This window comes from Bradyrhizobium sp. Ash2021 (assembly GCF_031202265.1).
GTDB lineage: Bacteria > Pseudomonadota > Alphaproteobacteria > Rhizobiales > Xanthobacteraceae > Bradyrhizobium.
On the sequence record NZ_CP100604.1, the window covers coordinates 2460106 to 2479940 of the forward strand.

General features: G+C 59.7%; 19 protein-coding genes and 1 pseudogene. 10 read left to right on the forward strand and 10 right to left on the reverse strand.

From position 1 onward, the window contains the following. The first annotated feature begins 153 nt into the window (after window positions 1-153). Entirely contained in the window at window positions 154-1065 is a 912-nt protein-coding gene (locus NL528_RS11920; RefSeq protein WP_309184873.1) for an ABC transporter substrate-binding protein, read from the forward strand. 90 nt (window positions 1066-1155) lie between these two features. On the opposite strand, the pseudogene NL528_RS11925 reads toward NL528_RS11920, so the two are convergent. From NL528_RS11925 to NL528_RS11955, 7 genes and pseudogenes are all read right to left on the reverse strand, one after another. Continuing rightward, window positions 1156-1436, reverse strand: a pseudogene (locus NL528_RS11925) (tyrosine-type recombinase/integrase); the annotation flags it as partial. Window positions 1437-1704: 268 nt separating this feature from the next. Then, window positions 1705-2466 (reverse strand): slipin family protein, encoded by a 762-nt coding sequence (locus tag NL528_RS11930; protein ID WP_309182853.1) that lies wholly within the window; start codon window positions 2464-2466, stop codon window positions 1705-1707. Further along, window positions 2463-3860, reverse strand: coding sequence for a nodulation protein NfeD (locus NL528_RS11935; RefSeq protein WP_309184875.1), 1398 nt, complete (start codon window positions 3858-3860; stop codon window positions 2463-2465). Before NL528_RS11935 ends, NL528_RS11930 begins: the two co-directional genes overlap by 4 nt. A 146-nt stretch (window positions 3861-4006) precedes the next feature. Next, the gene (locus tag NL528_RS11940) at window positions 4007-5107 is read right to left on the reverse strand and encodes a dihydrolipoamide acetyltransferase family protein (protein WP_309182854.1); all 1101 of its coding nucleotides are present in this window, start codon (window positions 5105-5107) and stop codon (window positions 4007-4009) included. A 20-nt stretch (window positions 5108-5127) separates the two neighbouring features. Further along, window positions 5128-6108 carry an alpha-ketoacid dehydrogenase subunit beta gene (locus NL528_RS11945; RefSeq protein ID WP_309182855.1) on the reverse strand — a complete coding sequence of 327 codons (981 nt, stop codon included), beginning with the start codon at window positions 6106-6108 and terminating at the stop codon, window positions 5128-5130. Continuing rightward, window positions 6101-7165, reverse strand: a complete 1065-nt coding sequence (pdhA, locus tag NL528_RS11950; RefSeq protein WP_309182856.1) for a pyruvate dehydrogenase (acetyl-transferring) E1 component subunit alpha — start codon at window positions 7163-7165, stop codon at window positions 6101-6103. Before pdhA ends, NL528_RS11945 begins: the two co-directional genes overlap by 8 nt. 221 nt (window positions 7166-7386) lie before the next feature. Then, entirely contained in the window at window positions 7387-7629 is a 243-nt protein-coding gene (locus NL528_RS11955; RefSeq protein WP_309182857.1) for a hypothetical protein, read from the reverse strand. 404 nt (window positions 7630-8033) lie between these two features. Between NL528_RS11955 and NL528_RS11960 the strand changes: the two genes are divergently transcribed. From NL528_RS11960 to NL528_RS11970, 3 genes are all read left to right on the forward strand, one after another. Then, window positions 8034-8348, forward strand: a complete 315-nt coding sequence (locus NL528_RS11960; protein ID WP_309182858.1) for a hypothetical protein — start codon at window positions 8034-8036, stop codon at window positions 8346-8348. Between the two features lie 258 nt (window positions 8349-8606). Continuing rightward, window positions 8607-9017, forward strand: a complete 411-nt coding sequence (locus NL528_RS11965; protein ID WP_309182859.1) for a hypothetical protein — start codon at window positions 8607-8609, stop codon at window positions 9015-9017. 796 nt (window positions 9018-9813) lie between these two features. Beyond that, entirely contained in the window at window positions 9814-10218 is a 405-nt protein-coding gene (locus NL528_RS11970; protein WP_309182860.1) for an NUDIX hydrolase, read from the forward strand. Between the two features lie 939 nt (window positions 10219-11157). Here NL528_RS11970 and NL528_RS11975 read toward each other — a convergent pair. After that, window positions 11158-11373, reverse strand: coding sequence for a hypothetical protein (locus NL528_RS11975; protein ID WP_309182861.1), 216 nt, complete (start codon window positions 11371-11373; stop codon window positions 11158-11160). Window positions 11374-12243: 870 nt separating this feature from the next. On the opposite strand from NL528_RS11975, the gene NL528_RS11980 reads away from it, so the two are divergent. Together NL528_RS11980 and NL528_RS11985 are read left to right on the forward strand one after the other, a co-directional pair. Further along, on the forward strand, window positions 12244-12705 hold the full coding sequence (locus tag NL528_RS11980; RefSeq protein WP_309182862.1) for a hypothetical protein: 462 nt from the start codon (window positions 12244-12246) through the stop codon (window positions 12703-12705). Between the two features lie 13 nt (window positions 12706-12718). Further along, window positions 12719-14080, forward strand: a complete 1362-nt coding sequence (locus tag NL528_RS11985) for an acyl-CoA dehydrogenase family protein (RefSeq protein ID WP_309182863.1) — start codon at window positions 12719-12721, stop codon at window positions 14078-14080. A gap of 454 nt (window positions 14081-14534) precedes the next feature. On the opposite strand, the gene NL528_RS11990 is transcribed toward NL528_RS11985, so the two are convergent. Together NL528_RS11990 and NL528_RS11995 are read right to left on the reverse strand one after the other, a co-directional pair. Next, window positions 14535-14957, reverse strand: a complete 423-nt coding sequence (locus tag NL528_RS11990; protein WP_375144006.1) for a hypothetical protein — start codon at window positions 14955-14957, stop codon at window positions 14535-14537. Window positions 14958-14967: 10 nt separating this feature from the next. Further along, window positions 14968-15189, reverse strand: a complete 222-nt coding sequence (locus tag NL528_RS11995) for a hypothetical protein (protein WP_309182865.1) — start codon at window positions 15187-15189, stop codon at window positions 14968-14970. Between the two features lie 267 nt (window positions 15190-15456). Between NL528_RS11995 and NL528_RS12000 the strand changes: the two genes are divergently transcribed. The 4 genes from NL528_RS12000 to NL528_RS12015 all read left to right on the forward strand — a co-directional run bounded on the left by NL528_RS12000 (window position 15457) and on the right by NL528_RS12015 (window position 19702). Then, on the forward strand, window positions 15457-16131 hold the full coding sequence (locus NL528_RS12000; protein ID WP_309182866.1) for a DedA family protein: 675 nt from the start codon (window positions 15457-15459) through the stop codon (window positions 16129-16131). Window positions 16132-16178: 47 nt separating this feature from the next. Then, entirely contained in the window at window positions 16179-16352 is a 174-nt protein-coding gene (locus NL528_RS12005) for a hypothetical protein (RefSeq protein ID WP_309182867.1), read from the forward strand. A gap of 576 nt (window positions 16353-16928) precedes the next feature. Beyond that, window positions 16929-18212 carry a S41 family peptidase gene (locus NL528_RS12010; RefSeq protein ID WP_309182868.1) on the forward strand — a complete coding sequence of 428 codons (1284 nt, stop codon included), beginning with the start codon at window positions 16929-16931 and terminating at the stop codon, window positions 18210-18212. Window positions 18213-18691: 479 nt separating this feature from the next. Then, window positions 18692-19702 carry an integrase core domain-containing protein gene (locus NL528_RS12015; RefSeq protein ID WP_309182869.1) on the forward strand — a complete coding sequence of 337 codons (1011 nt, stop codon included), beginning with the start codon at window positions 18692-18694 and terminating at the stop codon, window positions 19700-19702. The last annotated feature ends 133 nt before the right edge of the window (window positions 19703-19835 follow it).

Genomic DNA, 19835 nt, shown 5'->3' on the forward strand with positions numbered 1-19835 from the left:
AGGGGTAAAATGGATTGATTTTGATCCAAAAGGCGGACCTTCGGCGGAGGAAATTTCTAACGCCGCCTTCCGACGAGGTGATCAATGAGACGTCGGGAGTTTATTTTTGGCGCGGCTGCAACACTTGGATGTGTCGCGGGCACATAGCCGGTGATGGGACGGGCACAGCAAGGAAAAAACTGGCGCATCGGGGTTCTGATCCCGGGCTTTTTGACCGGCCCCACTCACAATTTACTCGAAGTACTCAGACACCAGTTGGATGACCTCGGCTACATCGAAGGCAAGAACCTCATCATTGATAGGCGGGCGGCTGAAGGACGAAATGACCGCTTGCCAGCGTTGGCAAATGAACTCATAGCCTTCCATCCAGATGTAATTGTTGCTGTGGGGACGCCCGCGGTAGCTGTGGCGCAACGTGCGACATCAACCATTCCAATTGTTATGACACCAGCGACCGATCCTATTGGGTCCGGCTTCGTGAAAAGCTTTTCCCATCCCAGAGGAAATATCACCGGTCTGGCGAATATTTACGGCGACACCACGGCCAAAATCCTTGACGTGCTCCATACCATTCTCCCGGGTGCTAAAAAGATCGCCGTCTTAATGTCTTCAAACCCCACACATCCCGGGTTGTTTGAGGTCTCGAAGGCCGCGGCTCAGGTTCTCGGACTTTCAACTGTTCCTATTGTTGCGGCAACGCCTGCCGATCTAGATGGCGCGTTCCAGGATATCGTAAATGAAAACTGTGACGCCGTATTCGTACTGGCCGATCCAATTCGGCCGACGATTGTCACGCTGGCTGCAGCCGCTCGAAATCCTGACATCTACCAAATCAGCGATTTCGTTGAAGCTGGCGGGCTGGCGAGTTATGGTCCACGCTTGTCGACAATGTGGAAGCGTTCCGCGCAGTACGTAGATAGAATATTCAAGGGCGCTGCCCCCGCCGAATTGCCAGTCGAACAACCGACTAAATTCGAGCTGGTGATCAACCTCAAGACCGCCAAGTCGCTCAGCCTCGCATTGCCGGCGACGCTGCTCGCCCGTGCCGACGAGGTGATCGAATGATGATGCTATTCGCTGCTGTGCATGAGTCCGTTGTTGGCACGAAACGGCTGTTAGAGGGCGGGCAGAGCATGTCCGCTCTGCCCGGGTATTTCAGACATCAACTTGTTCCGCTATTGCGAGGGCATCATCTACTTCGATACCGAGATATATGACCGTGCTTTCGATCTTGTATGTCCGAACAGAAGCTGGACGGCCCTGAGATTGCCAGTCCGCCGGTAGATCAGTGTAGCTTTTGTCCGTCGTAGTGAATGCGTCCCGAACAGCCTTGGGTCTAGCCCGATGCCTCCGATCCACTGTGATACGAGTCGCACATATTGGCGGGTTGTCATACCGCGGTCAGGGCCGCGACGCCCGGTGAACAAGAACTCGCCGGACCGTTGATCGTGACGGTCAGTGACAAGGGGACCGGGCAGGGATCGGTGATCTCACCGCTTCTGGCCAATCTCTACTTACACTACGTTTTCTTCGATTTGGCCGCTTTTCCGGGGCTGGTTGATTGGGTTGCGATGGGCGGCGTTCGCCTTGATCCCATTTGCAGTTCACGCGAGTGGCACATGTCGTCGTAGTGCGGCGGGCGGCAAAGCCGTTGATGGCGATCGCTTCCGATACGACCAGCGCGAGCTCTTCAAATGACCAAAGTCACGTTGACTTGCTCCGCAGGCCGAGGTGGTCGAGCAGATTCGTTGGCAGCGGAAAGACCACGGTCGAGGACCGTTCGCCCGCGATGTCATGCAGAGCTGCGAAATAGCGCAGCTGCATCGCCTGCGGCTCCTGAGCGAGGATCCGGCCGGCCTCGACGAGCTTTTCGGCGGCCTGCTGCTCGCCCATCGCGTTGATCACTTTGGCGCGTCGCAGCCGTTCCGCCTCGGCCTGCTTGGCGATCGCACGCACCATGGTTTCGTTGAGGTCGATATCTTTGATCTCAATTGCGGTGACCTTGATGCCCCAGATGTCGGTCTGCTTGTCGAGGATCTCCTGGATGTCGGCGTTTAACCTGTCTCGTTCCGCAAGCATCTCGTCGAGTTCATGCTTGCCGAGCACCGAGCGCAGCGTGGTTTGTGCGAGCTGGCTGGTTGCGGCCATGTAATCGCCAACCTTGATGATGGCGCGCTCGGGATCGACGATGCGAAAGTAGAGAACGGCATTGACCTTGACCGAGACGTTGTCGCGCGAAATCACGTCCTGGGGCGGCACGACCTGTACCATCACCCTGAGATCGACCTTCGCGATTTGCTGCACGACTGGAATGAGGATGATGAGGCCCGGTCCCTTTACTCCAGTGAATCGGCCGAGCGTGAAGACGACGCCGCGCTCGTACTCCCGCAGGATGCGAATGGCCTGGGACAGAAATATGATGATGAGCAGCGCAATCGCTGGATAGGTCAGATAATCGAGCATCATGATGTACCTCCCTTGCCGGTCGGGGCGGGCGGGCGCCGCACCATCAGCGTCAGATCGACGATGTTGGCGACTTCAACGACCTCGCCCGGCTTGAAGGTTTCGGTGCTGCGCGCTTGCCAGCGCTCGCCGTGCGCAAAGACGTGACCTTCATTCTCGGACCAATCGAGGATCTCGGCAGACAGGCCTCGCATGGCTTGCGCGCCGACTCGTACTGGACCGCTGCGAGCGCGTCGAAGCGCGCCGAGCACGACGAGAATAAAGCCGATGAACGTCGCCGTTACGATGGCGATGACCGACCACGACAGTCTGTAGCCGGGCGCTTCGACCCTGAAGAGCATGACCGCTCCCAGCACAAAGGCGATGACCCCTCCGAGGCCCATCACGACGGACGGGTTGAAGGCCTCGATGGCGAGAAGCGCGATCCCTACCAGCATCAAGGCGAGGCCGGTATAGTTGATCGGCAGCATATTGAGGGCGTAGAGGCCCAGCAGCAGGCAGATCGTGCCGACGACACCTGGGGCGACCGTGCCGGGGGACATGAATTCAAAGATCAGCCCGTAGATGCCAACCATCAGGAGAATAAACGCGACGTTGGGATCGGTTATGACCGCCAGGAATCGGGAGATCGATCCGGGATCGATGGCTTCGATGACGGAGCCCTTTGTCACCAGGCGCTGCGTCTTGCCACCTGCAACCTCGACTACGCGACCGTCGACCAGCCTGAGCAGTTCGGCCGGATCGCGTGCGATGAAGTCGATGACATTTGCCTGCAACGCGCCGTTGGCAGAGAGGGTGGCAGCCTCACGGACCGCCTTCTCGGCCCAGTCGGCATTGCGGCCACGCAGTTCGGCGAGGCTACGGATGAAGGCGACGGCATCATTCGTCGCCTTCGCGGTCATGGCGTCCTTCGGCTCGGGCTGGCGGTCGTTATCCTTCTTCTCTTTGCCCTCCTTGTCCGGGGCGCCGCCCGGCAGACCTGGTATCGGACCGCCAATCTGGACCGGGGTCGCTGCACCGATATTGGTACCCGGCGCCATGACCGCGATATGGGTCGCGTAAAGAATATAGGTACCGGCGCTCGCCGCGTGCGCTCCGGAGGGAGCGACGTAGCCGATGATGGGAACGGGGGAGGCGAGTACATCCGTGATGATCTCGCGCATACTGGTGTTGAGACCGCCCGGTGTGTTCATGCGCAGAATGACAATCTCGGCGCGTCGTTCGCCTGCCTTGGCCAAGGCGTCCTTCACGTAACTGGCCGTCGCTGGTCCGATCGCTCCGTCGATCGAAATAGTCAGTGCAAGACTGCCGCTCTCCTCCGCTAAACCGGGAAGGAGAGAGATAACCAGAGCGACGATCGCTATCGCCGCAACGAGGGCCGCCTTTACAGTACGCACGGCAAGGACTCCCATGCCGAAAATATGGGTTCCGCTCCCCGAACCTCAATGCCCCGTGGATAGGGATCAGGGATTCCTGTAGGCCGTTGTGCAATGCAATGGCTGGGCTGAAAGCCTCTTCTTGGGAGCACGCGCAAACAGGTGGTTCACGAGATCAGCTCAAGCTCGGACTTGAGTGCGACCAGGAAGCGAGCGGCTTCGCCGCCGGTCACGATGCGATGGTCGAAGGTGAGCGACAACGGTAGCACACGCCTCACCGCAGGCTGGCCGCGATGCGCGACTGCTTGCTGGGAAATCCGCCCAGCTCCTATGATTGCCACCTGCGGTGGCACGATGACCAGATTGGCAAACCTGCCTCCGATCATCCCGAAATTCGACAGTGTAATGGTCGCGCCGCGCAGCTCTTCAGGGGGTATCGAGCGCGCGATTGAGTCAGCCCGCAGGCGGTCGAGGCCGGCCCGCAAGTCCGATACGCTGCGCTCTGCGACATTGCGCAACACAGGAACGATGAGGCCGCCCTCAGTATCGACGGCGATGCCGAGATCGACGCGCGCGATGAGGCGTCGTTCCCCCGTGCCGGAATTATACCAGGCATTGAGAACCGGTTCTGCCTTGCAGGCGGCAGCGATGGCCCGCACCAGGCGGATCGTCACGTCCTCGCCCGTCGGCCAATCGTCGATGTCGGCTTCGTCGGTTACGGTGGCGGGGACGATCTGCGCGTGGGCTGCTGTCATGCGTTGGGCCATCGCGCGCCGCATGCCTCGCAAGGGCTCGGCGCGGCCGGCTTGGGACATACTCTTCGCAGCCCGTTCAACATCGGTCCGTGTGATGGTGCCGCCGGGTCCCGTAGCCTCGACGCTCTCAAGATCAACATCAAGATTGCGCGCGAGCGCGCGCACGGCTGGAAACACCTGAGGCTGCTGCCCGATCGGCCGCTTGGAGGAGATTCCTGCCGCGGGTGGATGTTGGCCGCTGCCGAGTTCGCCGACAATTGTGCCAGTGTCCTGTTCGGCGTCTTCGGCAAATTCGACGAGCGGCATGCCGACCTTCACGATGTTTCCCTTGGCACCAAACACGTGGGCGATGCGTCCGCTCGATGGCGACGGTATTTCAACGACCGCCTTGTCGGTCTCGACGGAAACCAGCGGCTGATCGGTGACGACGTGATCGCCTTCGTTGACATACCAGGTGACGATCTCCGCCTCTTCAAGACCTTCTCCCAGATCCGGCAGCATGAACTGGCGCATAGGACAAAGTCCGTTGAGATTTAGCTGAACTGGCACACCTTGCGTGCCCCGGCGACGATGCGTTCGACCGAAGGCATATAGTATTGCTCGAGGCGTGCCATCGGGATGACGGTGTCATAGCCGGTGACGCGGGTTACAGGCGCGAGCAGCGAGGACAGGCCACGTTCGGCGATAAAGGCTGCAATCTCGGCCCCGAATCCGCCGGTGTGTGCCGCCTCGTGCACGATGACGCAACGTCCGGTCTTTGCGATCGAACCGAGCACCGTTCTTTCATCATAAGGCTTGAGTGTGGCAAGATCGATGACCTCGGCAGCGATGCCTTCGGCAGAGAGCGCTTCGGCCGCGGCCATGGTCTCTTTCAACGCCGCGCCCCAACCGATCAGCGTGATGTCGCGACCTTCCCGCAGGACAAAGGCACGATCCAGCGGCAAGGCTTCGCCATCGTCCTGCACCTCGCCTTTTGCCGCGCGGTATAAGCGCGTTGGCTCCAGAAACACCACCGGATCGGGGTCGCGGATCGCGGCGAGCAGAAGTCCATAGGCGCGTTCCGGCGAAGAGGGGATGACGACGCGCAAGCCGGGAATATGGGCGAGCATCGCCTCGGTGCTTTCGGAATGATGCTCGGGCGCGCGAATTCCGGCCCCGTGCGGCGTGCGTAGAACCATCGGACAGGTGAGCCGTCCTTGGGTGCGATTACGCATTCGGGACGCGTGGTTCACCAGTTGATCCAGGCAGGGATAAATAAATCCCATAAACTGGATTTCGCCGACGGGCTTAAGCCCCTGCGCCGCCATGCCCACGCAGAGCCCGCTGATCAGGAGTTCAGCAAGCGGCGTATCGAGGACGCGCTCCGCTCCAAAGCGCTTCTGCAGGCCCGCGGTCGCGCGGAAGACGCCTCCGTTGACGCCAACGTCTTCGCCAAGCACGACCACATCGGGATCGTCCTCCATCGCGCGTCCGAGCGCCAGATTGACGGCTTCCACCAGCGTTACCTCAGGCATCGTGCTCTCCCGCGAGTTCACGGCGCTGTGCGGCATAGACCTCGGGCAGATCGGCATAGAGGTGGTCGAACATGGTTTCCGGCCGGCGCGGCGCCGTTGCCAGATAGCGCTCGACCGCCGCCTCGACACGGTCATGGCACTCGGTGGCGAGCCGCTCTTCGTCTGCTTTGCCCCACATTTTTTGCCCAACAAGATAAGCCCTCAAGCGGGCAATCGGCTCTTCCTTCCAGTGAGCCTGGACTTCGTCAACCGAGCGATAGCGTGAAGCGTCATCGGAGGTTGTATGGTCTCCGAGCCGGTAAGTGACCGCCTCGATGAAATGGGGGCCTTTGCCGTCACGGGCTGCGGCAATGGCCTCTTCGGCAGCGGCGCGCATCGCCACCACGTCGTTGCCATCGACCTGCTCGCCGGTGAATCCAGCGGCGATAGCTTTCTGCGCCAGCGTTTCGGAACCGGTCTGCAGTCGCAACGGGACCGATATGGCCCATTGATTGTTGGTGGCGACGAATACGACGGGCAATTTGTGCACGCCGGCAAAATTCATCGCTTCGTAGACGTCGCCTTTCGAGGTGGCGCCATCGCCGAACAGGCACACGGCGACACGCGGCTCCTTGCGCAGCTTGAAGGCATAGGCGACGCCGGCGGCATGAGGCGCCTGAGATCCCACGGGAACGCAGAATGGAAAATCGTGGAGCGGTCCGGAGAAACAATTGCCCCGTTCGTCCCCGCCCCAAAACAGAAGGATCTCTTCAAGCTTGACGCCGCGCCAAAGCAGCGCGCCATTGTCGCGATAGGAGGGCAACAGCACGTCTTCTTCCCGCATCGCAGCGGCTGTCCCAACCGATACCGCCTCCTGGCCGAGCGAAACGGCATAAGTCCCAAGCCGGCCGGTGCGCTGCAATGCAACAGCCTTCCTGTCAAAGACGCGCAGCAGCACCATGGCCCGGTAGAGCGCGATGAGCAGCTTGGCATCCGAGGCGAAGGCGGGGAGCGGCCGGATTATCGAGCCGTCTGGCGCAAGGTAATTGCGCTGGCGCACCTCAAAGCGCGCGATCACGGGGAGATCTTGGTTTACTCTTCGGCTGGCCACGCTCTCACTCCGGAGCGATTATGCCTTCTATAACTTATTCACTTGGTGTTTGTGCCGAGACGATGCAAGACCACGGCCGCGACGTAGACCCAAACTGTCATTTGTCTCTGCTCCAGAAGGGTCAGACGCTTACGAACTGATAACCGCTGCCCTGGCAATCCGGGCATTCATCCCGGGCGGGAAGGTGGTCAACTTCTATCTGAACGCAAAAAAAGTGGCAGGTCGCCGGCTTCTTCATTGGCCGGAAAGCCCGTATCAGGTTCGGGAATTTTGTATGTCTTACGTTCCAGGCGCGCCCATTGCGTCGCCTGGCGATAGTCACGGCAGCGGAGAATCATTTCCTGGTCCCGAACGACAACCACTACGTCGCAGATCGGAGAATCCGGATAACTTCGGATCGTAACTGCCGGCGGAGCGTATTTGCCGGTCATCGCAACATCTTTCCTTGCCCGAAAGCATTTCCCGGCTGGATGACACGGGGCTGTAACAGCCGGGCACCTTCACGGAACGCGGTCCCTGAGTTATCGACTCAAACTAGCCTGAGAAGATTCGTTCCACCCGCCAGGGCGCAATTAGCCTAGAGTTTTGTCGGCTGCTGGTCTCAGGACGCATTGGCGTTGGGGCAGACCATGCCCCATCCGCGCCATTTGGGCGCATCCGGACGAGGAGAGGTGACGGCGCCGGTTCACGCCGGCCGATCTTGCACGGTTGATCAGGGGAGGCCGCGCTCCGCTTACGCCGCGCTACTCCCGACAAGCCTCGATTGCCGCAGTGGAACCCTCAGCGTTCGTGCCCGTTACACCTCCAAATCAAGCGCAAGGAGGAGTCTCACATGATGAAGATCACTCTTGCCGTGGCGGCAGCGGCAGTTGTGCTGACAACTGCCCCGCTCGCCACTCCGGCCAAGGCCCAAGGCCTCAAGATGGCCCAAGGCGTCGATGTTCAGGTCGGGCGGGACCGCGACGACCGCTACAATCGCGACGACCGCTACAATAGGGACCGTCGCCGGGGGTACGACTCCGACACCACAGTTGGCGTCGGCCCAGGTGGCGTCACCGTCGGCCCACAACAGCGCTGCCACATGGAGACAACGACGATTGAACGGGACGACGGCCGCAGGATCACGCGTAGGGAGCGTCGCTGCGACTAAAAGGCGAGCAACAAAGAATTCGCCGCCGATCCGGTGCCGCGAGGCGAGGGCGAGGGGGATTCGATTTGTCCGCCATCGCCTTCGGACACCGCGTCTTAAATCCAACGCGAAACGCCGCAGGTTTTGAGAGATTTTTGGGGGCATCCGGACGAGGAGAGGTGCGCGAGCGGCGCCCCTGGGTTTTTTCCGGCGGTATCGCAACCAAATCGGTTTGCGAAGGTTCGTGAGTTGGGGTGACGGTCTATAGGAGGCGCATCCATGTGCGATTATAGCTTACATGCGGTCGCGACCCGTCCCGCTGAGGTCGCGGAAACCTTGGTCTCGACCAACTTTTCTACAGGGACTGGCGGCTTTGCGAGCCCGGACGATCCGAAAGTCGCGGTCTGCCTTCGTCCCGGGACCGAGATCGCATTCGAGAATGAGGTTGGAACTGGCGGCATGATGTTTCGCAAGAGCGTCGGCGATCGATTGGCGCGGTTTCGCCAAATAGCCCTCGACAAGCCATACCGACATCATGACGCGCTAGAATTCTCAAACGGTGCAATCGTTCTAGTCACCGACCTCACTGTCGGGCAAAGGGCTACGGTACTACAATTGCCTGCAAGCCCGATCGAGGAAAAGCCTCAGGTGCCCCAACCTGCAGCTCGGTATGAGACCGCCGACGTGTGATGGGCCTTTCGCCGCCGACTGAGACCCCGCCGGATCGGCGGCGGGGTGGTCAGTCATTCGGCATCCCTAGCTGGACAGGCGATGAATCGATATCGAGGAACCCAAGCGGAGTTCCAATTCTCGATAGTTTCACCGCACACGGCGCATTCAAAGCTGCTGATCTCGCGTGCCTCTGCAATGTGTTCGCTGCGGTCATAAACTGCGCCGCACTTACAAGTTCGATGGGTACCGATCATCGGACATCATCCCCGCCACGTTCAAACTGAAACGGCCCAGCGCGGACGCCACTGAGGCCGCTTGTGTCGGAACTCCCGACTGGGGAGGGGGGTGGTCTGCCAGCCGAGGTTCTTGCACTCGGGTGGATAAAGTCAAATTGCTAAGTCACGAATGGTTCCAACAATCCCGATGATTCTCTCTTGAACCTTGGCACGATCTGCGCCGACAAAACCCTGCTGGGATTTGAGGGCAGCTTGAAATACGTAACGCCACCAAGCGAAGATACACCGCTTGGTGGCGTTGTGCGTTTCAGTGGCCCGAACCGCGCAGCCCATCGCCGCTCAAACCTTCTTTGAATGTGAAGAGGGAATACCGCTCATAGCCAAAGCTTCGCGTTCGTGGCCGCCCCGGTCTCAAAGGCCTCAACGCGGTCGGTCCTTTTAAGGTCCGCCGCAAATGGAGCTGTCTCTTCGAAAAAATCGCAGAAAGAGGCCACCAACTGAGGTGGCCCTAGTTATAATTTTCGACGGGATTTGGGACTAGTAAGGGGAGATGTTGGTTTGAATGGTGTTTATAGAGAATGGCGAAATCCTCGAAACTGGTGGCTGCGAAACGCGGACGGGTGCTGCTCGTAAGACGAAAGCGCGATGGACTTTGGATGTTTCCCGGAGGGCGCAAACGCGCGCGAGAAAGCGACAAGGATTGCCTGCGCCGGGAGATCAAAGAAGAGCTTCCGAAACTCAAGCTTGGAAGTCTCAGGCTTTGGAAGGATGTTAGAACCAGGAACCGCCGTTCGGGTCGGAAAATGAGTGACGCGATCTTCGTCGCAGCAAAAGCGTCCGGTCGCCTGACAATCGGCGACAAAAAAGAAATCGATAGGGCAATCTGGCGCAGGCCACGCGGCATTCGTCTGACGCCAACGTCGCGCTACATCAGGGATAAACTCTTCCCAAAATCAAATTTGGCCGCTGCGTATTCAAATTAGGCCATTAGGGGTCGAAACAGGCCAGTACCGAAAGGGGATGGATTCTAAGTGTCGCAGAAAGCGCTCCAGAGGCCGATCGCTAAAGGGATGAGAGCGACGCAAATCCATAAAGCAGGCGCGCTGTAGCTTAGGCCGGCAATAAGGATCCAAACACCGAAGCCGACGATTAAGGCTGAGATCGCATAGGCGACCGCTTTGTCCATACTCGATCCAAAAGCGAAACCGGGGATCGATTGCCGCTGCTACTACTTGCTACGGGCCAAAACGTTCCAATCAGGACTTTGGCTTCAGCTTCAGCCCAAGTACCGACTCGCTAATTCGACGGAGAGGGTAGCGACGCGCCTTGTGAATAGGCCGGATGCCTGCATCCGAAGTGACGGAGCGGAACTGGCACTTCCGCGGCGGGTCTTGTGTCACGAAGCGTAGCCGGTCCAAACGGCTGCGCGCAACTTTACAGGAGATGAAGGTAGGTCCTTCGGGTTCGGCGATCAGGTCGCTGATCCCAAGCCACCGCGGGCCGCTTTGGTCAAAAGCCACGGTGGTGAGCGCTGCGGAAACGTCGGGACGATGATCCCGGGTGATGCGAGAGTATCAAGTCCGGATCTGTGAGAGGAAATTCCCTGGGCCTACTCGGCAAGAGCGCCGCTTTCACGGCCAACCGGCCGCTTCCGGTCTTCCCCTATGGACAGACATCGGCAGCACCGGTCGGCATGTCTCAAAGGTGCCACAAACGGACTCGTGCACCGCAGCAAACAAGGTACGGCGCATTTCGTCCGAAACGCGCGGCTTGCCGCCGAGCGGAATCATGATCGTAGCTCCCCGCTCGCCCGCCAGCCTCAGCGTGCGAGCACAGAATCGTTCGCCTTCGCATCTTTGATGGTCATTGCGACTTTGCGATGCGCTGTGACGGGTGCCACCAGAGCTTGCGCTTAAGCCGTTTCAGTATTTCTCTTCTTCGACCGTCAGTGGTTTCCAGTGTGTCGGCGGCTCTGGACTGATTACGCGGTTTTCGATGCCCGGGATGCGCGTGTTGGCAGACCAGGACTGACTGCCCTTGTGCCAAAATCCTTCCACATCGCTCGACCAGCGGTCATTGTGCAGCAGAACGAACACCCCGTCTCTAGGCGCGGTACTGATGTCCCGCCATTCGCTCATTGTGCGGGTCCTTCGCTTGATTCCGTTTAGTTAATGCCTCAAGGCACGGCTTCAAGTCTATCGCGCTCCTCACTTGTCAGCAGTGCCGGCGGTGTAGTCGAATGCCCCACCTCATAAGGCTTGCGACAGGGACCGGTCCCGGATCGCTGCCCTCGGTCGGGACGACTACCCCGCCGGGCTCGCCTACATGGCCGGGACCGCACTTCGCTCCGTCCGGAGCTCCGCCACTCGGACAGAACACAGAGACCAACGTTTCGTTCGCCTCGCAGCTTACAGAGCCATCGGCTTGCACGGCGCGCCGGGGTGATCCGGCGGGCCCGGAGGCTGGCGCCTACTTTCCTTCCACGTCTCGACGAATTAACTCGCGTTTGAGACCGTGGAAGCGCATACTCGGACAATCACCGCTCCGCCTCCTAGGCATTACCGGTGACAGAGAGTGTTGCGCTCCCGCCTGTTCGGGGGAAGCATCATGCCCCAGCCTCGACGCCTGTCGTCCGTCATTCCATTCGTTGCAATTGAGCGCCCCGCTTGTCCGAAGTGCAAGGCCACGATGATGCTCGTCAGTATCGAGCTGGCACGCCCGGGCGTCGACTTGCATACGTTTGAATGCGCTATCTGCGGTCGCGTACATAAGACCCTAGCCGCGTATGAAGACCCTATGAAGTCCAAGGGTCTTGGACGCTGGCTTCAAGGCGATTTGCACTCACCGAAGTAAGGCGCGCCGGCGTGAACCGCGCGGATTTTGTAATGCTTGAATTGAGGAGGGCCGTAGAATTGCCCGCAAGGGTAATATTCACCACTGGACCACACTGATAGACGCCCGCGCCACCGCGGATGCGGGTGCGCTATCTCGAAAGAGGAGCAAATCTGATGTGTGACTATAGTCTGCATGCCATGGCATCGCGTCCCGCCAAAGTTGGAGAGACGCTCGTCACCACAACGTTCCCCAGGACCTCGACCCGTGGCTTTGCTGCAGAAGGCGAACCCGGTGTGGCGATCTGCCTCCTTCCCGGAACCGAGTTAGCCTTCGAGCAAGACGTTAAGTACGACCAGGGACGGATCTGGACGAGAACAACCAGCTTCCGCGTTGCCAAGTTTGGTGTGGTCGAACCAAATGTGCCGCATCGCCATCACGACGCGATTGAATTTCCCGATGGAAGCAATGTCCTGGTGACGCTGCTCGTCGAAGGCCAGCGAGCGACTGTGCTGCAATTGCCAGTTGTCCATCAGATATCGGGGCGCACCACAAAAGCTGAGGAGCACGGAAGCACACCGGCAGCAGCAGCTTCGGCCGCCGTGGAACTTGCGCGCTGCCCGCGGACCATCGTTTGAGGGAGGAGCAGCAATGGCCATCGATTTCAGGCTGACGACAGAACAGCAGAATCTGCGGGAGACCGCGCGTGACTTCGCGCAGAACGTGCTCGCACCGCTGGTTCCCGATGCAGATGCAACGCGCGACCCGCATGAGGCCTTCGCCAAGACCAAGCCGGCTTACGTCGAGTCTTATAAGCTTGGGTTCGCCATGGGATTCCTTCCCAAGGAGTACGGTGGCGGCAGCGTCAGCAACCTCGACCTCCAGCTGGTCGCCGAGGAGATTTGCGCCGTCGACCCGGGCTTCGCGACGACGCTCCTGGTCAATGGTTTGGGCCTTATGAACGTCGCTTGGTTTGGCACCGATGCCGAAAAGGAGAAGTGGCTTCGGCCGGCCTGCACGGATGCGAAGGGAGAGTATCTTGCCGGCTGGGTGGTAAGCGAGGCAGGGGGCCGTCCCGGCGGCACCGCAAATTTCGATGCACCACAGCCGTCGCCCGTAGGCATCGGTCTCACCGCCGAGCTGACGAACGGCGAGTACGTGCTGAATGGACGCAAATACTGGCCGTGCAATGCCGGCGGGTGGGACAAACAGGGCGCCGACGTCAACGTATGCATCGTCAGGACGGACAAGACGAAGGGCGGCAAGGAGGGTCTGAGCGCAATCATGGTCCCGAGAGGCGCGCCGGGCTTCCGCGTCGAGAAGGTCATCGACACGATGGGCCATCGCCTCTGTCAGAACAATTCGCTCGTGTTCGACAACGTGCGTGTTCCCGAAGAGAACATCATTTCCGGCACGAAAGGCAACGGCGACCTCGTCATCAGCAAGGCCTTCACATGGTCGGGCCCGGTCGCGGCGATCGCCGCAGTCGGTGTCGCCAGAGCCGCCTACGAATACACCCTCGAATGGGCCAAGGGTCACACAGCAGGTGGTGCTCAGCCGATCATGCAACACCAGCATGTGGGTTATCTGCTGTCGGATGTGGCTATGAAGATAGAGGCTGCGCGCTATCTCTCCTGGAAATCGGCCCAATACCTCGATCTCTATGACAGCGAGGGCCATGTCCCAGGCGCCTGGTCGAAGATTTTCGGCGGGGAGACCTGTGTCGAGGTCGTATACACGTGCATGCGTATCATGGGCGTCAACAGCTACGATAGGAGCCATCCGCTCGAGAAATATATGCGTGAGGCCCTGTGCTTCCCGATCTACGACGCCGGCAACATCGGCATGCAGCGTCGTAAGATTCATGGCGTGATGGCCCACGATTCATTCGACCCGCGCGCCTTCGTCGACAACAAGGCGATGGTCTTCTCGAAGGATATGGAAGGATTGGACACGTCCCCGAACCTGGTCGAAACGGGGACGCCTCCGGAGCCGCACAGAGTGGCGGCCTAGTGCGCAGTCCGGAGCGGGCGGACGGATTCGCGGGCCGAGCGAAGGCCGAGGCCCAGCGATGGGCTGCTGCTGTCGGCGCCCCTGAATAACACGGGCCGCTTCGCACCGCTGCCAGGATGGGCCACTGACTAAACCGGTCCATTCTAGAGAAAAGATTGGGCCCCGGGTAAGGAAACGGTTCTGTCTACACGAAGAAAACCCCGCCGGTTCCGGCGGGTTTCGATTGGGGGTACCTGACCTGCTTTGCCCGGTGCTGCAAGGGTACATCCGACCCTGGATAGCAAGCTTTCCGATGAAAGAGAAACCGCGCCGTTTCTGGCGGGGTTTTCATTTTTCTGACTAGGGGACCTACTTTGCCCGGTAAAGGGGGACAAACTTGCAGGGGACCAACTATGCCCGGTGCTGCAGCGGGAGCGGTCTTCCACCGGAAGGATCGCACCAGGGTGCCGCACCGTCAACCAAGCGGCCGGGCTTGCCGGAACGAGAAACCGTTCGGAACGAATCTTCGGGCCACCGCGAGCGCGCCGCTCTCGCGGCATTCGAGCGCAATCTTCTGCGCCAGCATGACGTCTCCGATCGGCAGATTGCCAATCGGCAAGAAACACAATCCAGCCTTCGGGCGGCCTCGTTCATCGATTTCGCACACGTTCGTCACCGCCCCGACATGGATCCTGTAGCGCCTTCCGCTCTCGCCGCCGACGACCTCGAAATAGCCCTTCGCCGCGAACTGCGCCCGCTGGCTCGGCGACAGCCACTCCCGCAGAAGCTGGAGAGACCGGCCCTCCGGAGTTCTTTCGGCGCCGTGTGTCATGAAGAGGGCCCTTGCGGCTCTCATGCGCGAGCGCCCGCCCGGCGGTGATGGTCGAAAGCCGAACATGAGCTGGCGGCTATCCGCCGACCAGCCTGGGGAAGAAGACGGTTTCTTCCGCGTTCGGATCGAACGATCGGATCTGCGAGACCTGACCCGGACCGGTCCGGACCGCGGCGGTAAAGCCGACCTTCGTCAGCTCGTAGAACCGCTGCTCCGCCTTCGCCAGTTCCTGTGTGTCGTTCGGGTCGAAAGGGTGACGGCTGTCGCCGGTGCGGTCCATCACGATCTGGATTGCCATGATCGTCCTCCTCGGATTGCTGATGGCCAAGGACCTCGATCCAGTATCCAGCCGAAGTCGCCGAGTTTCAAGAGAAGAAGATTCCGTCGCGAAGCCTTGGGATCCTTTCAAAACCAGTCTGTATTTCGTTCGATCGAGGCTGCCTGCAGAGTAAAACTTCCCACTCACAATCACCCGACTTCCGAGTATGTTACCGTACTCGCTGGTGATTTTTTGCTTCGGGGTGGAGACAAACTCGACCCCAAGTGCAGTAGGCAGTCTTAGAAAATGGACCTTGCCTCTTTCTCGAGCTTTCTGATTCGCTTGATCCAGGTCCATGGACCCTGGATCATTTCCGTCGTTGTTGCGCTCGAAAGCGCGGGCGTGCCCCTTCCCGGAGAGACGATCCTTGTTGCCGCTGCTCTCCTGGCCGCCGCCACCAATCAGATCGATATCGCTGTCGTTGTAGCCGCGGCCGCTGCAGGTGCGATCGTTGGAGACGCGATCGGATATATGGTCGGGCGCCGCTTCGGAATGCCGCTTCTTCGCAAATACGGGCGGTACATTCGTCTCGATGAAAACCGATTGCTGATCGGTCGATATTTGTTTTTTCGGTATGGGAACGCTGTCGTGTTTTTTGGCCGCTTTATCGCGGTGCTACGCATGTTTGCAGCTTTGCTTGCTGGCGCAAATGGCATGCCGGCGGGCCGCTTTTTCTTCTTCAACGTGACCGGGGGCATTTGCTGGGCGTGTCTCTTCGGTTTCGGTTCCCACGCTGTCGGAACCGAAATCTATAAGATTTCTGAAACGCTGAGCCTAGTGTCACTGGGATTGTTTATTGGCGCTGGATCCGCGCTTTCGATCATCATTCGGCGATATGAAATTGTGCTTCTTCGCCGGGCCGAGCGCGCGCTGCCGGTGCTCCGCAAACGGTGCGGCGCTAACCCTGATGCGGAAACCTGAGCAGAAGGGGTAAAATCCCCTGGGGTCCACACTCGGGGAGCAACAACATGAAGCAACACACCCCCGAGGAATTTTCCACCAGGTTGATCGACTGGAGTCCCTTCGTGATCATGGGCAACACGATGCCGCCCCGAGATCCTGATGAAGACGAAGAGGACGATGAGGAAGAAGAGGACCACGCCGACGAACCGCCGGTCGTGCGCGAGCCGGACGAAGACTAGACTGGCCTGTAGTTGGCAGGCGGCGTTATAGTATCTCCCATGAGCTGGGATGCGGAAGACGTAGCGCTGCTCAAAAAACCCTGGTCCGTAGGACAGAGCGCCGCGCAGATCGCGCGCCCGTCTTGGGTGTAGCCGTATCGCGGTCTGCGGCAGCCTAACTCGTTTGGGCCTGAAGCGTGGGCACAAGCCGCCAACAGCAAAGCCCAAGATAAGGCCGGTCCCGAAGCGAAGGCCGGCGTCGTTGGCCGCCTGTGCCCGCCCGGTGGCAAAGAAGGTGTCGCGGAAGACAGCAGGGAAGCAGCCTAAGGAATTCAGCAAGCGCCAGCTTTACGCCATTCTAGCTGAAGCGGTCAGGAATACGGGCTAACGGGCTCACTGCGACATCGTTGCGGTGCTGCCTCCACAACTGGTTCAGTTCCGGCAATCAATGCCCCTGAACGCGCCATGGCGGTAATCCGTGACTTCATCCAGCAGTGACTGAACGATATCGTTCAGCGTCGTACAGGTGATTGCGTGCCGCTTCACTTCCGCTTGTGGCCCTCTGCAACGACGCAAGCTCCATCGCAAGGTTGCACGATGAAGAAGGTAATCAACTCGGCACCGTCGCGCCGCCACTTTTTGCGGCTAACATCAATGGCCGCGGCATCAGCCCTGGCTCCAACGGTTTTGCGGGCCGAGCAGCGAGAAGCAGCGGATTCGGCGACATCCCAGCCCGTATCCGCACGCATCGCCACGTTCGAGGAGATATGGCGGACCGTGCGAGACCGGTTCTACGATCCGCACCTACACGGGCTCGATTGGTCGGCGGTCCGGGAACGTTACTTGCCGGACGCCACACAGGCGAGCTCCGAAGAGGCGCTGGCCAGCGTCATTAATAGCATGCTCTCTGAGCTGCATGCTTCGCACACCCGCTACTACACACCGTACGAACCAGAATACTACCAGCTTTCCGATATCTTTGCTGGTGCGCTAAGGCGGCGCGGACTGGAACGCGCTTTTCCGGGTGGCCGTATCTCCTATCCCGGCATTGGCGTCCTCTCGCATCTCGACATGCAGGGCCGCAGCATGAATACCGGTGTCATAGAAGGCACGCCGGCCCAACAAGCCGGCCTGTTCGCTGGCGATATGATCGTCTTCGCCGACAGTGCACCGTTTCAGCCGGTACAGTCATTCCGTGACAAAATTGGCATGGACGTCGTGCTGGGCCTGCGTCGTGCCGGCGCGTTTACGCAAATATCGGTTACCCCGGTTGATATTGAGCCCAACAAAATGTTCTTGGACGGCCTGAAGGCCAGCGCCCGTATAATACCGGCCAACGGCCGACGCATCGGCTATGTTCATGTCTGGTGCTACGCTGGCTCCGTGTATCAGCGGACGCTCGAGCATCTTCTATCGCATGGTCCGCTGAACGACGCCGACGCGCTGATCTGGGACCTGCGCGATGGCTGGGGCGGCGCGATCCCCGAGTATCTTGATTTGTTCAACACGCGAGCGCCGACGATGCAGGTCACTGATCGCAATGGCGCCAGCGAACTCGAGAACGTGAAGTGGCGCAAGCCTGTCGCCATGCTTGTCAACGGTGGCACCCGCAGCGGCAAGGAGATCCTTGCCTATGGCTTCAAGAAATATCGGCTTGGCGAGGTCATCGGTAGCCGGACCGAGGGAGCTGTCCTCGCTGCGACGGCATTCCTCATTGGCGGCGGCTTGCTGTTGCTCGCGGTCGCGGACGTGCAGGTCGACGGCGAGCGACTGGAAGGCGTTGGCGTCGCACCCACGATCGAGGTCCAAGCTGACCCGGCCTCCATGGGTCCAGGTGATCCTCAACTCAATCGTGCAATCGCGGCCCTATCCGGGGCCTGATCCTCGGGAGGCGGCCTTGCTGGCTCTTACACTGATCCGCGAGGACCGGATGGCCATTGAACAGCATCTAAAGAATTTTCGGTGGAAGAAACTGGAGGACATCGCTCGCTATTGAGACGGTCTCGCCCGTGCTGGGGTTCCGATGGAGTGACTGCCGGCTCGGAGCCGCCGCCATTCTCACGAGCGTCCGCTGTGAGTTCCAAGTCACGAGTCTTCGGGCGAGCCGGCCGGAGAGCCTTGCTGCCGCACTCGCGGCAGCCCGTCCTGAAGCGATAGCAACCGTCGTCTCGTTTTCAAGAGGCTCTGAATGTGCTTGGTGCTCAAGCGACCGTGCCGGGCGAAGCTCGCGGGACGTGCAAGCTCCAGCAGTCGATAAAACGTGCCTCGCCTCTGCACCGGATCTTCTCCGGACCCCCTGTCCCTATCGCAAACTCAATCTGACTAGCAGTTGATCGAGAATCGGGCGATGCTGTTGCCGGATGAGAGATCTTGTCAGGCTCATTGTTTGGATGGTCGTAGATCTGTTTCGGTCGTGGGCAGCGCTCGAGGCGGAAATTCTGACGTTGCGGCAGCAGATAAACGTTCTGCGGCGAACCGCTCCTAAGAAACAAACCTTCAGCCCCATCGACCGATTGATTTTTGTTTGCCTCTATCGGCTTGGCGTTCGCCATGCGCTGGCGATTGTTAAGCCGGAAACCGTAGTCAAATGGCATCGCGCTGGCTTCCGATTATATTGGCGCTGGAAATCGAAAGCGCGGGGTGGCAGGCCAACGGTTCCGTTGGAGATACGCAAGCTTATCCGCGAGATGAGCATTGCCAATCCCCTGTGGGGAGCGCCTCGGATCCATGGAGAACTCCTCAAGCTCGGCGTCGATATCGGACAGACCAGCGTGGCCAAGTACATGGTCAGGCGACGAGACCCGCCGTCCCAAGGCTGGAGGACATTCCTCCGCAATCACGCTGATGGGATTGCTGCGATGGATATGTTCGTCGTGCCGATAATCTCGTTTCGCCTGCTCTATGGATTGCTGATCATGGGGCACGGCCGGCGACATATTCTGTGGTTTGGCGTCACAGCGCATCCAACCGCAGAATGGAGCGCAAATCAGATCACGCAAGCCTGCGGCTGGGAACAAGCTCCCCGCTATCTCATTCGTGACCGGGATGGAGCCTATGGTGAGGTCTTCATTCGAAGGCTTCGATCAATAGGCATTCGCGATCGACCGACGCCGTCGCGCTCCCCCTGGCAAAATGGATATGCTGAAAGGCTGATCGGTTCGATCCGCAGGGAATGCCTTGACCACGTCATTGTATTCAGCGAACGCCACCTCCGTCACTTACTGCTCTGTTACATGAAATATTACAATGGGACCCGCACTCATCTATCCCTAGAGAAAGATGCACCGGTCTCGCGCGCCGTCGATCGGGTCGGGCACATTCTTTGTCGCCCAATATTGGGCGCACTCCATCACCGATATGGCCGGATTTAATTTACGACAGGCACACCGTGCTCGCGCGCGAGCCCTGGGTCGGCCAATTCGATCCGCTCTCCGGAGTGATCCTGCACGAAACCGAGGAGTTCAGCGCTCGCCGCCGAGTGAGGCGGAGCACGAGTGCCACCAA